The sequence below is a fragment of the Streptomyces sp. JLYT201 genome, assembly GCF_059448825.1.
On the sequence record NZ_CM182551.1, the window covers coordinates 6,758,585 to 6,773,624 of the forward strand.

3 protein-coding genes and 1 pseudogene are annotated in these 15,040 nt (G+C 74.5%); 2 read left to right on the top strand and 2 right to left on the bottom strand.

Translation table 11 applies throughout. The features are described 5' to 3' along the window. Nucleotides 1-15 precede the first annotated feature (15 nt). Both AC5WAM_RS28540 and AC5WAM_RS28545 read left to right on the top strand, forming a co-directional pair. Nucleotides 16-5,418, top strand: a pseudogene (locus AC5WAM_RS28540) (type I polyketide synthase); the annotation flags it as partial. Between the two features lie 355 nt (nt 5,419-5,773). Continuing rightward, on the top strand, nt 5,774-6,925 hold the full coding sequence (locus tag AC5WAM_RS28545; protein ID WP_495519285.1) for an acyltransferase family protein: 1,152 nt from the start codon (nt 5,774-5,776) through the stop codon (nt 6,923-6,925). 102 nt (nt 6,926-7,027) lie between these two features. Here AC5WAM_RS28545 and AC5WAM_RS28550 read toward each other — a convergent pair whose 3' ends face one another. Together AC5WAM_RS28550 and AC5WAM_RS28555 are read right to left on the bottom strand one after the other, a co-directional pair. Then, a complete protein-coding gene (locus AC5WAM_RS28550; protein ID WP_495519286.1) occupies nt 7,028-13,462 on the bottom strand; it encodes a type I polyketide synthase in 6,435 nt (2,144 codons plus the stop codon). Next, a complete protein-coding gene (locus AC5WAM_RS28555) occupies nt 13,459-14,850 on the bottom strand; it encodes a PucR family transcriptional regulator (RefSeq protein ID WP_366793951.1) in 1,392 nt (463 codons plus the stop codon). Before AC5WAM_RS28555 ends, AC5WAM_RS28550 begins: the two co-directional genes overlap by 4 nt. Between the last annotated feature and the right edge of the window lie 190 nt (nt 14,851-15,040).

Consider the following 15,040-nt stretch of genomic DNA (forward strand, 5'->3'; position numbering starts at 1 on the left):
GACTACCTCAAGCGGGTCACGGCCGAACTGCAGCAGACCAAGCAGCGGTTGTCCGACGCGGAGAAGGCGAGCCGGGAGCCGATCGCCGTCGTCGGCATGGGCTGCCGCTTCCCCGGCGACGTCGGCTCGCCGGAGGAGCTGTGGCGGCTGCTCGACGCGGGCGGCGACGCGATCACCGTGTTCCCCGCCGACCGGGGCTGGGACGCCGACGCGCTGTACGACCCGGACCCCGACACGCCCGGTCGCACGTACACCCGGCGCGGCGGATTCCTGCGCGGGGCCACGGACTTCGACCCGGAGTTCTTCGGCATCTCGCCGCGCGAGGCGGTGGCGATGGACCCGCAGCAGCGCCTCCTCCTGGAGACCTCCTGGGAGGCCCTGGAGCGGGCCGGGGTGCGCCCGGCCTCGCTGCGCGGCGCCCGGGTCGGGGTGTTCGCGGGCGCCATGGCCCCGGACTACGGGCCCCGGCTGCACCAGGCCGTCGGCGGCGCGGAGGCGCACCTGCTGACCGGCACCACCAACAGCGTGGCCTCCGGGCGGATCGCGTACACCTTCGGGTTCGAGGGCCCCGCGGTCACCGTCGACACGGCCTGCTCCTCGTCGCTCGTGGCGCTGCACCTGGCGGTGCAGTCGCTGCGCAGGGGCGAGTGCACGATGGCGCTCGCGGGCGGGGCCACGGTGATGTCGACGCCGGGCATGCTCGTCGCCTTCAGCAGGCAGCGCGGCCTGTCCCCGGACGGGCGCTGCAAGTCCTTCGCCGACGCGGCCGACGGCACCGGCTGGGCCGAGGGCGCCGGGATGCTCCTGGTGGAGCGGCTCGCGGACGCCCGGCGGCTCGGCCACCCGGTCCTCGCCGTGGTGCGCGGCAGCGCGGTCAACCAGGACGGCGCGTCCAACGGCCTGACCGCGCCCAACGGCCCGGCGCAGCAGCGGGTGATCCGGCAGGCCCTGGAGGACGCGGGCCTGGCCCCCGCGGACGTCGACGCCGTCGAGGCGCACGGCACCGGCACCAGCCTCGGCGACCCCATCGAGGCGCAGGCCCTCCTCGACACCTACGGCGCCGAGCGCGACCGCCCCCTGTGGCTCGGCTCGCTCAAGTCCAACATCGGGCACACCCAGGCCGCGGCCGGGGTCGGCGGCGTCATCAAGATGGTCCTCGCGCTCCAGCACGGCGTCCTGCCCCGGACCCTGCACGTGGACGCCCCGTCGTCGCACGTCGACTGGTCGACGGGGGCGGTGAACCTCCTGACCGAGCGGCGCGAGTGGCCCGTGACCGGCGAGCCGCGCCGGGCCGCGGTGTCCTCGTTCGGCATCAGCGGCACCAACGCGCACCTCGTCCTGGAGCAGGCGCCCGAGGCGGAGGAGGCCGCGCGGGCGGAGCGGGTGCCCCTGCCCGCCGTGCCGCTGGTGCTCTCCGGCAGGACCCCCGAGGCGCTCGCCGCCCAGGCCCGGCAGCTGCTCGCCGCGGTGGACTCCCTGGACCCGCTGGACGCCGGGTTCACCCTCGCCACCACCCGGACGGCGTTCGAGCAGCGGGCCGCCGTGGTGGCCAAGGACCAGGAGGGGCTGCTCGCGGGCCTGCGGGCGATCGCGGGCGGCGGCGCGGGCTCCGGCGTGGTGCGCGGCGCCGCCCGGGGCGGCCGCACCGCCTTCGTCTTCGCCGGGCAGGGCACCCAGCGCCTCGGCATGGGCCGCGAGTTGTACGCGGCGTTCCCCGTGTTCGCGGCCGCGCTCGACGAGGTGTGCGCCGGGTTCGAGGGACTGCTCGACCGGCCGCTGCGCGAGGTGCTGTTCGCGCAGGAGGGCGCCGAACTGCTCGACCGGACCGGCTGGGCGCAGCCCGCGCTGTTCGCGGTCGAGGTGGCCCTCGCGCGGCTCCTCGGCTCGTGGGGCGTACGCCCCGAGGTCCTGGCCGGGCACTCGATCGGCGAGCTCGCGGCGGCCTTCGTCGCGGGCCTGTGGACGCTTGAGGACGCGTGCCGCGTGGTGGCGGCGCGCGGCCGGCTGATGGAGCGGCTGCCCGGGGGCGGCGCGATGGTGTCGGTGCAGGCCACCGAGGAGGAGGTCGCCGAGGCCCTGGCGGGCGGCCCCGGTGCACGGGCCCTGGCGGGCGCCGACGGTGAGGGGGTGGGCATCGCCGCCGTCAACGGGCCCCGGTCCGTGGTCGTCTCGGGGGCGGAGGAGGCGGTCCTCGCGGTCGCCGGGCACTTCGCTGCCCTCGGCCGGCGCACCAAGCGGCTGCGGGTGAGCCACGCCTTCCACTCGCCCCTGATGGACCCGATGCTGGAGCCCTACCGCGAGGTGCTCGCCGGGGTGGCGTTCCACGAGCCGGTCCTGCCCGTCGTGTCGACCGTCACCGGCGAGCCGCTGACGGCGCGGGAGGTGTGCTCGCCGGAGTACTGGGTGCGCCAGGTCCGCGAGCCGGTGCGGTTCGCCGCCGCGGTGCGCCGCCTCCAGGACGACGGGGTCACCCGGTTCGTGGGCGCGGGCCCCGACGCCGCGGTGACCACCATGGCGGAGGGCTGCCTCGCGGAGCGGGACGGGGAGCCCGCGCCGGTCGTGGTGCCGGTCCTGCGCGCCGAACGGCCGGAGGGGGCCACGGCGCTGACCGCGCTCGCCGCGCTGTACGCGCACGGCGTGGAGGCGGACTGGCAGCAGGTGTTCGCCGGTTCCGGGGCGCGGGCCGTGGAGGTGCCGACGTACGCCTTCCAGCGCGAGCGGTACTGGATGGACGTGACGGCGGCGGCCGGGGACCTGCGGGCCGCGGGCCTGACCGCGGGGGAGCACCCGCTGCTCGGCGCGGTCCTGGCGCTGCCGGAGTCCGGCGCGACGGTCCTGACCGGACGGCTCTCCCTGGAGTCCCAGCCGTGGCTGGCCGACCACGCGGTGTTCGGCCGGGTGGTGGTGCCCGGCGCGGCGTTCGTGGAGATGGTCCTGCGCGCGGGCCGCGAGGTCGGCTGCGGCCTGCTCTACGAGCTGACGCTGCACGCCCCGCTGGTCATCGGCGAGCGGACCGGGGCCCGCGTCCAGGTCGTGGTCGAGGACGCCGACGGCTCCGGCCACCGGGCGGTGTCGGTGCACGCCCAGGTGGAGGGCGGCGAGTGGGTCCGGCACGCCGAGGGCTCGCTGGCCGACTGGGCCCAGCCCGCGGGCTTCGAGGCCGCGGTGTGGCCGCCGGAGGGGGCGCGGGAGGTCGCGCTCGGCGACCTGTACGCCTCCCTCGCCGCGCGCGGCTACGACTACGGCCCGGCGTTCCAGGGGCTCTCGGCGCTGTGGCGGCGCGGCGACGAGGTGTTCGCCGAGGTCGCCCTGCCCGCGGAGGCCGCGGCCGACGCGGACCGGTTCGGGCTGCACCCGGCGCTGCTCGACGCGGCCCTGCACACCATCTGGTGCGGCTCCTTCCTCGACGGGGCGGACGGCGCCGTCCTGCCGTTCGCCTGGTCGGGCGTGTCCCTCTCGGCGACCGGGGCGTCCGCGCTGCGGGTGCGGATGGCGGGCGCGGGGACGGACGCGGTGTCGGTGCGGCTCGCGGACACCGCCGGGGTGCCGGTGGCGTCGGTCGACGCGCTGCGGGTGCGGCAGCTGCCCGCCGACGGGCCGGGCGCGCCCGCGGACTCGATGTTCCGCGTCGACTGGTCGGCCGCGCCCGCCGAGGCGGCCGCCGCCGCCCGGTGGACGCTCGTACGGGAGTTGGCGGAGGTCCCGGACGACCCGGGCGTGGTGTTCCTGCGCTGCCCGGAGGGGCCCGACGCCCGGCAGGTCACCGTGGAGGTCCTCGCGGTCATGCAGGAGTGGCTCGCCGACCCGCGGTGGGCCTCCGGCACGCTCGCCCTGGTGACCGGGGGCGCGGTCGCCACCGCCGCCGGGGAGCCGGTCGACGGGCTCGCCCAGGCGGGCGTGTGGGGCCTGGTGCGCTCGGCGCAGACGGAGAGCCCGGGCCGGTTCGCCCTGGTGGACGTGGACGAGGCGGCGGACGGGGCCGTGGCGTGGGGCGAACTCGCCGCGCTGCTCGACCAGGAGCCGCAGCTCGCCGTCCGGCAGGGCCGGGTCCTCGTGCCCCGCCTCGCCCGGGCCGAAGCGGGCGGCTCCACCGCGCCCGCGGGGGCGTTCGGCGCCGGTACGGTGCTCGTCACCGGCGGCACCGGCACGCTCGGCGGGGTCGTGGCCCGGCACCTGGTGAGCACGCACGGCGTCCGGCGCCTGGTGCTCGTCAGCCGCGCGGGCGCGGACTCGCCGCGCGGCGCGGAGCTTGCGGCCGAACTGACGGAGCTGGGGGCCGAGGTCGTCCTCGCCGCCTGCGACACCTCCGACCGGGCCGCGCTCGCCCGCGTCCTCGCGGACGTCCCGGCCGGGGCCCCGCTGACGGCGGTCGTGCACGCGGCCGGTGTCGTCGACGACGGGGTGCTCACCGAGCTGAGCCCGGAGCGGCTCGACGCGGTGCTCAGCCCCAAGATGGTCGCCGCGTGGAACCTGCACGAGCTGACCCGCGACCTGGACCTGTCGGCGTTCGTCCTCTTCTCCTCGATGTCCGGCCTGATCGGCCCGGCGGGCCAGGCCAACTACGCGGCGGGCAACGCCTATCTGGACGCCCTCGCGCAGCACCGGCGGGCCCGGGGCCTGCCCGGCGTGTCCCTGGCGTGGGGCATGTGGGCCGAGCGCAGCACGATGACCGAGCACCTCACCGACATGGACCTGGCCAGGCTGGCCCGGTTCGGCGTGACCCTGTCCTCGTCGGAGCAGGGCGTGGCGCTCCTCGACGCCGCGCTCGGCCTCGACGAGCCGGTCCTGGTGCCGGTGGCGCTCGACCTGGCGTCGATGCGCGCCCAGGCGGACGTGCCGCCGATCCTGCGGCGGCTCGCGGGCCGGGGCACGGCCCCGCGCCCCGCGCGCCCGGCGCCGGTGAGCGCGGGCTCCTTCCTCGACCGGCTCGCCGGTCTCGCGGAGGACGACCGCTACGAGGTGCTGCTCGGCCTGGTGTGCACGGAGATGGCCCGCGTCCTGGACTATCCGGCAGGCCGGACGGTGGCCCCCGACCGGGCGTTCTCCGAGCTGGGCGTCGACTCGGTGGCCGCCGTGGAGTTCCGCAACCGCCTCGGCGCGGAGACCGGCATGCGGCTGCCGCAGACGCTGGTGTTCGACCATCCGACGGCCGTCGCGGTGGCCCGTGAACTGGTCCGCGAGCTCGCGGACCGGGCGCCGCGCCCCGCGCCGGGTTCGGTCCTCACGGAGCTCGACCGGGTCGAGGCGGCCCTGACGGCGTCCTCGGCGACGGGGCCCGACGGGGACGAGATCGCGCAGCGGATCGAGGGCCTGCTGGTTCGGCTGCGCACGCTCAGGGACGCCGACAGGTCCGGGCCGAAGCTCGACGTCACGGACGCGACGGACGAGGAGCTCTTCCAGTTCCTGGACGGCAGTTGAGAACGGGGCCCGCCGTGACCGCGCGCTGAGGCGCCGCGGGCGGCGGGCCCGAAAGCCGCGAAGGGTCCGCTCGGGGCATCGGCCGCTGCTCCGAACGGGCCCTTCGCTCTTTCACGGCCGGGCGGCAATTCCGCGCCCATCGCGCGGTAATTCCCTTCAGGGCGCGCGGTTACCGCGGCATGACCGCGCGCCGGGAAAAGCGTGTCAGTCTTCCGCCATCCAGTCACATTCGTTTTCTGGTACGGAGGCCACCCATGTCAGGCTACCCGATAGCGCGGGCCATTCCTGCGCAATCACAGACCAATTCCGTTTGTTTTCGGCCGAGTTCCGGCCGCTCCTTTTCCGGGCGGACCGCATGCTGACGCGGCTGCCGTCCCTCACGGGCCTGCGCTTCGTGGCGGCCCTGATGGTCTTCGCCACGCACGTCGTCTGGTACACCCAGCTCATCCCGGGCGACACCGGGGTGAAGCTCCGGGACGCCTTCGCCCTCTCCGGCTCGTACGGCGTCGGCTTCTTCTTCATCCTGAGCGGCTTCGTCCTCGCCTGGACGGCCCGCGCGAGCGACACGACGGCCTCGTTCTGGCGCCGCCGCCTGGTGAAGATCGGGCCCATGCACTGGGTCACCTTCGGCCTCGCGGCGCTCTTCGTGCTCAGCACCGACCGGCCCACGCGCACCGTCGACTGGCTCGCGTCCCTGACCATGCAGCAGGCGTGGTTCCCGGACATCCGGACGAGTTCGGCCGTCAACGGGGTGAGCTGGTCGCTGGCCTGTGAATTCTTCTTCTACCTGGCCTTTCCGGTCCTTTTCCCCGTGGTGCGCCGCATCCGCGAGGAATGGCTGTGGCCGGCGCTCGCCGTGGTGCTCGGGCTGATCGTGGGAGCATTCCTCGTCGCCACGTACGCGGTGAGCGACCGGCCCGGCCTCATCGGCTTCGGCCTGACCGGCGAGGTCTCCTTCGACCAGGTGTGGTTCGTGTACTTCTTCCCGCCGGTCCGCGCCCTCGAATTCGTCCTCGGCATCGTCCTGGCCCGGATCGTGGCGGCGGGGCGGTGGCCGCGCGTCGGCCTGGCGCCCGCCTTCGCGATCGCCGTCGCCGGCTATGTGCTCGCCCTGAAGCTGCCGTACCTGGCGGGCACGGCCGGGATGTCGACGGTGTGGACCGCGCCGCTGATCGCCGCCGCCGCGGTCGCCGACCGGCAGCAGACCCCGTCGGTGTTCCGCAGGCCCGCGATGGTGTTCCTCGGCGAGATCTCCTTCGCCTTCTACATGGTCCACTGGATCATCATCGTGACGGTGGCCGACCGGCTCGGCCCCACCCGCACCTTCTCGCTCGCGACGGGCTCGCTCATGGTCCTCGTCCTGCTCGCGGCGGCCGTGGTGTCCGCCACCGTCCTGTACTGGTGCGTGGAGAGGCCCCTGATGCGCCGCTTCGGCCGCCACCGCCCGGCCGCGGCCGTCGCGGTCGCGCCGCCCGCGAAGGCGGAGGGCCAGCGCGTACTCGACTGAGCGCCACCCCATGCCGGAGGGCCGGACGCGTCCCGTGGGACGCGTCCGGCCCTCCGTGCCCAGGCCCGGTGCTCTACCGGAAGTGCCGCGTCGGGCCGTCGTTCACCTGCGAGCCGACTGTGGCTGGTCGCGCAGTTCCCCGCGCCCCTGCGGGGCGCCGTCGGGCTCCGGGAAGTATCCGGCCTCCGTGAAGAACTCCGCGTACGTGGCGAAGAGTTCGGCGTCGATCTCCGGGCAGGTGATGCCCGTCCCGGCCAGAGCGGCCTCCGTCGCGCTGACGTCCACCCGCATGTACAGGGCCTCGCCCGCCGTCATGTAGGCGCGGAAGATGTCGATCGTCGGGAAGAGCGCGTTCTCCCGGTCGTCGCGGACCGTGGCCTCGAACTCGTCCCAGGAGACCTCGTCCAGGACGTGGCCGAGGGTGCGGAGCCGCGTCACCATGTCGGCGAAGCTGACCGCCACCGGGTTGAACAGGTGGAAGGTCCGGCTGTCCGCCGTGCGGGACAGCTCCAGGACGGCCGCGCTGACGTAGTCGACCGGCACCATCGGGAACAGCGCGTTCGCGCCCGTCGGCACCTTCCCCGCCTGGAGGCTGCCCTTGAGGCTCAGCCAGACGAAGTCGCGGGTCTGGCAGGCGCCGTTGGTCCGAGCCCCGGAGATGACGTCGGCGCGGTAGACCGACACGGGCAGGCCGCGCTCCTGGGCGAGCCCGATGATCTTCTCGGCGACGTACTTGCTCTGCCGGTAGCCGTTGGTCAGCTCCTCCGGCGGCCCGGTCGGGTCCTCGGGGGTCAGACCGGCGCCGCCGGGCGCCGCCTTGGCGAAGACGCCGGTGCTCGACACGTAGTGCAGCGGGACCGTCCGGTGCAGCGCGGCGAGCCGCAGCGCCTCCTCGGTGCCGGTGACGTTGGCCGCCTTCAACGACTGGTACGGGTGCAGCCAGTTGACGGTGGCGCCCGCGTGGTACACCGCGTCGACCTCCCGCGCGAGCCGGTCGTACCGCTCGGCGGTGAGTCCGAAGCGCGGTGCGGAGAGGTCGCCGGGGAGCACCCTGAGGCGGTCGGGGTCGATGTCGTCCCAGATGCCGTACCAGGTCAGACCGGACCGCAGCCGGTCCAGGGCGGCCGCCTCGTCGGCGCCCCTGACCAGGCAGTGCACGGTGGCCCCCGTCGACCGCATGAGGTCCCTGAGCAGGAAGCCCCCGACGAACCCCGTCGCCCCGGTGAGGAACACCTGGCCGGGGTCGGCGACCACGCGGACGACCTCGGCGGCCGGGACCACGTCGTCGGCGAGCCGCACCTCGGCCGCGAAGTCCACCGCGGACCGGGCGGGCGCCTCGGACCGGCTGGCCAGCTCCGCGCCGAGGTGGCCGATGAGCGCCGCGGGGGTGTTGTGGTCGAACAGCAGGGTCGGCGGCAGCCGCAGACCCGTCACGCCCTCCAGGTGGTTGCGCAGCTCCACGGCCGTGAGCGAGTCGAAGCCGAGGTCCGTGAAGACGGTGGCGGGGGTGATGCCGTCGGTCCTGCCGTGGCCGAGGATCGCGGCCACCGACGAGCGCACCAGGTCCAGCAGCAGCTCGTGCCTGCCGGGCCCGTCGAGCTCGGCGAGGCGCTCCGCGAGCTGCCCGCTGTGCGCGGCCGCGGCGGTGACCACGCGCCGGTCCGGCCTGCGCACCAGGCTCCGCAGCACCGGGAAGAGCGGTCCCGTCTGCCGTTCGAGCAGCCCGACGTCGAGGTGCATCGGCACCGTCGCCGGGTGCGCGGAGGCGAGCGCCGCGTCGAACAGCTCCGGCCCCTCCTCCGGCGCGATGGGCCTCAGGCCCGACTGGGTCGCCCGGCTCCAGTCGACCTCGGAGAGCCGCGACGCCATGCCGTGCTCCTGCGCCCACGCCGCCCAGGCCAGCGAGTCCGCCGGGAGTCCGTGGGCGCGGCGGTGCTGCGCGAGCGCGTCGAGGAACAGATTGGCCGCCGAGTAGTTCGCCTGCCCCGGCGAGCCGATGACACCGGCGACCGACGAGAAGAGGGTGAAGAGGGCGAGGGGTTGGTCGTGGGTGAGTTCGTGCAGGTGCCAGGCGGCGTCGACCTTGGGCCGCAGGACGGTGGTGAGGCGTTCGGGGGTGAGGGCGGTGATGATGCCGTCGTCGATGACCCCGGCGGTGTGCACCACGCCGGTGAGGGGGTGCTGGGCGGGGATGGCGTCCAGGACGGCCTTGAGCGCGTCGCGGTCGGCGGCGTCACACGCGGCGACCGTGACGGTGGCGCCCAGGCCGGTCAGTTCCTCGGCCAACTCCCGTGCCCCGGGCGCGTCCTGGCCCCGGCGGCTGGTCAGGACCAGATGCCGTACCCCGTACGCCCCGACCAGATGCCGGGCGAACAGACCCCCCAGGGCACCGGTACCCCCTGTGATCAGCACCGTCCCCTCCGCCGCCAACTCCGGCACGGCCGCGGTGGCCGGGCGCACCCTGGCCATCCTCGGGGTGCTCGCGCGGCCCGCCCGGAGAGCCACCTGCTCGTGGCCGGAGGCGATCGCGGCGGTGAGGCACCCGGCGCTCGCCGGGTCGTCGTCGAGGTCGATCAGGGTGATCCGGCCGGGGTTCTCGACCTGGGCGGACCGGACCAGGCCCCACACCGGGGCCGCGCCGAGGTCGACGTCCTCGCCGTCACGGGTCGCGACGGCGTTCCGCGTGACCAGGACGAGCCGGGACGTCTCCAGGGCGAGACCGGCCTGCACCAGTTCGAGCGCCCGCAGGGTGCTCCGGTGCGCCGCCTCCACCGTGCCGTCCCCGGACGGTACGTCGAGTACGGCCACGAGGACGTCCCCCGCGGCCTCCGCGACGCTCTCGACGCGGTGTCCGAGGCCGTCCGGCGCGTCGCCGAGCACGGCGAGCCGGGAGGGCGTGAGGTCCTCCGGGTCGGGCAGGCCGACCGGCGACCAGACCACGTGGAACAGCGAGTCGCCCGCCGCCCCGGCGAGCCGCTCCGCGGGCGCCACCGGGGTCGGCCGCAGCGCGCGGGCCTCGGCGACCGGCTCGCCCGCCCCGTCGGCCAGCCACAGCCGGAACGCGTCGTCGCCCTTGGACCTGAGCCAGACCCGCAGCGTGCGCGGCCCGGAGGCGTACAGGTTGAAGCCGTGCCAGGACAGCCCGGTGGTGTCGCGCCCGGCGGCGAGCAGCGGGTGCAGCGCGGCGTCGAGGAGCGCGGGGTGGATCCCGAACGCCTCCAGGTCCGCGTCGTCGGGCAGCGCGACCTCGGCGAACAGGTCGTCGCCCCGCTGCCACAGCGCCCGCAGCCCCTGGAACACCGGCCCGTGCGCGAAGCCCTTCTCGTCGAGCCGCTGGTAGAAGCCGTCGAGCCCGACCGGGGTCGCGCCCGGCGGCGGCCAGGCCGCCAGCGACACCAGGGGCGCGGGCTGCGCCTCGGTGAGCAGGCCGGTGGCGTGCGTCTGCCAGGGCGCGCCCTGCTCGTCCCGGTCGGGCCGGGAGCTGATGGTGATCCGCCGGTACGCGTCCTCGCCCGCCGCGCCGATGGCCACCTGGACCTGGACGCCGCCGCTCTCGGGCACGGTCAGCGGGGCGTCGACCGTCAGGTCGGCGACGCCGGAGCAGCCCGCCTCGTCACCGGCGCGGACCGCGAGCTCGACCAGGGCGGCCGAGGGCAGCGTCGTGGTGCCGCCGACGCGGTGCCCGTCGAGCCAGGGGTGGGCGTGCAGCGAGAGCCGCCCGGTGAACACCGCGCCGTCACCACCGGCGAGCCGGACGGCCGTGGCGAGGAACGGGTGCCCCGGCGCGGCGAGCCCGAGCCCGGGTGTGCTCCGCGAGGCCGCCGAGGTGCTGTCCAGCCAGTAGTTCTGGTGCTGGAAGGGGTAGGTCGGCAGGTCGACCAGGACGGCCCCGGTGCCCTCGAACAGCCGCGCCCACTCCACCGCGTGCCCGGCCGCGTGCACCCGGGCGAGCCCGGCCAGCACGGTCCGCACCTGCGGCTGCCCACGCCGCTGCACGGCCGTGAACGACGCCTCCACACTCTGCGCCCCCATCGCCGTGAGCACCCCGTCCGGCCCGATCTCCACGAACCGGGACACCCCCAGCTCCCGCAGCCGCACCACGTGATCGGCGAAACGCACCGCCCGCCGGATGTGCTCCACCCAGTACCCGGGTGAACACACCTCCTCGGCCCCCGCCGCCATCGCAATCTGCGGCTCACGCAACTCCACCCCGCCCACCACGGCGGCGAACTCCTCAAGCACCGGATCCATCAACGGCGAATGGAAGGCATGACTGACCGCGAGCCGGTTCGTCTTACGACCCCGCCCCTTCAGCACCTCCGCGATCCCCGTCACGACATCCTCGGCCCCCGAGATCACGATCGACGTGGGCCCGTTGACCGCCGCGATCCCCGCCTCGCCCTCATGGCCTTCCAGCAGTTCCAGGACCTCGGCCTCACCCGCCTGCACCGCGACCATCGCCCCACCCGCGGGCAGCGCCTGCATCAAACGACCCCGCGCCGCCACCACCCGGCACGCGTCCCCCAGCGACAGCACACCCGCCACATGCGCCGCCGCCAACTCACCCACCGAGTGCCCGGTCACACAGTCCGGCACCACACCCAAGGACTCCACCAGCCGGAACAACGCCACCTCGAACGCGAACAGAGCGGGCTGCGTCCACCCCGTCTCATCCAGCCCCGCCCCGCCGAACACCACCTCCCTCAACGACCCCGGCACCAGGCCTTCAAACCCCGCACACACCTCATCGAAAGCCGCCGCGAACACCGGGAACGTGTCATACAACTCCCGCCCCATACCCGGCTGCTGCGCACCCTGCCCGGTGAACAAGAACGCCGTACGCCCCTCACCCGACACCCCCGACACCACACCCGGCACCGACTCACCCACCGCCAACGCCCGCAGCCCCGCCAGCAGCTCTTCGCTGTCGGCCGCCAGCACCACCGCACGATGCTCGAACGACACCGACCGCGAACCCGCCGCCGACACACCCACATCCAACGGCGACACACCCGCCCCGGCCACGGCAGCCAACCGCTCCGCCTGCACCCGCAACGCCAGCTCGCTCCTGGCCGAGAGCACCACCGGCACCACCGGCAGCACGGACGTCGGCTCCACCGGCTCGCCGGGCTCGGCCGCCGGGGCCTGCTCGACGACCAGGTGGGCGTTGGTGCCGCTGACGCCGAAGGAGGAGACCGCGGCGCGGCGCGGGCGGCCGGTGGCCGGCCAGGGGCGCTCCTCGGTGACCAGCTCGATCGATCCGGCGGTCCAGTCGACGGCGGGGGTGGGCTCGTCGACGTGGAGGGTCTTCGGGACCACGCCGTGCCGCATCGCCATGACCATCTTGATGACGCCCGCGACACCGGCGGCGGCCTGCGTGTGCCCGATGTTCGACTTCAACGAGCCCAGCAGCAACGGCTGGTCGTCGGGCCGGGACTGGCCGTAGGTCGCGAGGAGCGCCTGGGCCTCGATCGGGTCGCCGAGCATCGTGCCCGTGCCGTGCGCGTCGACGACGTCGACCTCGGCGGGGGAGAGCCCGGCGTTGGCCAGGGCCGCGCGGATGACGCGCTGCTGCGAGGGGCCGCTCGGGGCGGTCAGGCCGTTGGAGGCGCCGTCGGAGTTCACCGCGGTGCCCCGGATCACCGCGAGGACCGGCAGGCCGCGCCGCCGGGCCTCGGAGAGCCGCGCGAGGGCGAGGACGCCGACGCCCTCGGAGAAGCCGGTGCCGTCCGCGGCGGCGGCGAACGCCTTGCAGCGGCCGTCCGGCGCGAGGCCGCGCTGCCGCGAGAACTCCACGAAGGGGTCCGGCACCGGCAGGACCATCGCCCCGCCCGCCAGGGCCAGCGAGCACTCGCCGCCGCGCAGCGCCGACACGGCCTGGTGGATCGAGACCAGCGACGACGAGCAGGCCGTCTCCACGGTGACCGTCGGGCCTTCGAGGCCGAGGAGGTAGGAGATCCGGCCGGAGGCGACGCTGGTCAGCATCCCGGTCATCATGTAGCCCTCGGTGCCCGCGGCCGAGGCGTCGACGTCGGACGCGTAGCCCGTGTACATCACGCCGACGAACACGCCGGTGTCGCTGCCGCGCAGCGAGCGCGGGTCGATGCGCGCCCGCTCGACGGCCTCCCACGTGGTCTCCAGGAGCAGCCGCTGCTGCGGGTCCATCGCGAGGGCCTCGCGCGGGGATATCCCGAAGAAGGCCGCGTCGAAGCCCTTCACGTCGCTGAGGAAGCCGCCCTCGCGCGCGGAGACCTTGCCGGTGGCGTCGGGGTCCGGGTCGTACAGGGCGTCCACGTCCCAGCCGCGGTCGGCGGGGAAGCCGGAGACCGCGTCGACGCCGTCGGCGGCCAGGCGCCACAGGTCGTCGGGCGTCGTCACGTCGCCGGGGTAGCGGCAGCCCATGCCGACGATGGCGATGGGCTCGGAGCGGCCCGCCTCCAGCTCCTCGACCCGGGCCCGGGCCTTGTGCAGGTCGGCGGTGACCCACTTGAGGTAGTCGAGGAGCTTCTCGTCCTTGTTCATCTGCTGACCGCTCATTTGGCTACCGCCCGAATCGAGTTCTCAAGGCCTGTCGCGGGATCGTGGTCGGCGAGCACCGTGGAGCCGAGCCGTCCCGCCAGGTACAGCGCGAGGTGCAAGCGGAGGCGGTCCTCGCGCAGGGACCGCCCGAGGAGTTGCTCCGCCTTCTTCACCCGGTAGACCACGGTGTTCTTCGCGATGTGCAGGTGTTTGGCGGTGAGGGCGACGCCGCGCTCGTTGTCCAGCAGACAGCGCACGGTCTCGCGGAGCGCGGCCATGGACCTGTTGTCGGCGGCGAGCGGACCGAGTTCGCGGCGCACGAAGTCGGCGGTGGCCTCGGCGTCGTTGCCGAGCAGGATCACCGGCTCCAGGTCGCCGTAGTCACAGAGCCCGTACGGTCCTGGCTCGATGATGCCGCCGACGCGCTCCGCGGTGACGGCCTGCTCGTGGGAGCGCTGGAAGCCCGCCACGCCGTCGCCCGGCAGGCCGGAGGCGACGTGGATGTGCGGGGGCAGGTCCACGGGCTTCTCGGAGCGCCGCAGCTCGGCCGGGCGGTCGGTGGCGCGGCCGCCCCACGCCCACAGCCGCCCCGGGCCCGCCGGGAGCATCAGCATCGAGGAGCAGCCGGCCCGGTCGAGCAGGCGCAGGGCCGTGGCCTCCAGCTCGCGGCTGCTGTCGGGGGTGATCTCGTCCTGCCGCAGGACGAGCGCGACGTGGTGCAGCGTCAGGTCGTACCCGAGCTGGCGCAGCGCCCGCATGGTGTCGACGGGCTTGCCCTTGAGGATCGAGGAGACCAGCTCCAGGCGCTCGCCCACCGAACCGGCGAACCAGCGGTCGCGCTCGGCGCTGAACTTCTCGGCGACCGCGGCGGACAGCGTCTCCATTCCCTCGAAGAGGTCGGCGGAAATGGACCGCATCATCGTCGCCTGGTCCTCGGCGGGGATCACGGCGTCGCGGAACTCGAACAGCTCGCGGGTGAAACGCGCGTGGGCGGCCCGGACATAGCGAAGCAGGTGGTCGACGGTCGTGTTGTCCGAGATGCGTTCCCGAATGGTGTGGGTGAGCTCCGCGGAAAGGACACCGGTGATGGATCTTATGCCGCTGAGCCGCAGGACCACCCAGAGCGCTATCGCCTCGACGAGCCTGGTCTCGCTGCGGGACTTCTGGTCGAAACGGGCGAAGGGCTCCCCGGAGAGTTCGGCAAGCAGCAGGCGGCTGTTCTCGATCGCCCAGCCGGTCGCACCCGTGCCGACGCGGGCGACTACCTCCTCGACCAGCTGCGGATTCGTCGCCGGTAAATGGAGTACGGAGTCGTCAGCGGGGCGCAGTAGATGCAGCAGGGAACTGGTGGACGTGATCTGTGGACGCGCAGGAATAGTGGCCTGCGAAGTCGGGCAGCCTGACAACGAGTAGCCTCCCTAACGGAAAGCGGACGCGACTGGGTGCGGGCAGCCTATACGCGCTTTCGGCCACCGCGGGTAACCGCCCGGTAACCGGCCCTGACCGGCGGAATTACCGCGCGGTGGGCGGTAGTTCCGGGCTTCGGGGATATCTTGCGCTCGCGGTCCACCGATCGGCAGTGGCCTTGGCGCTGCC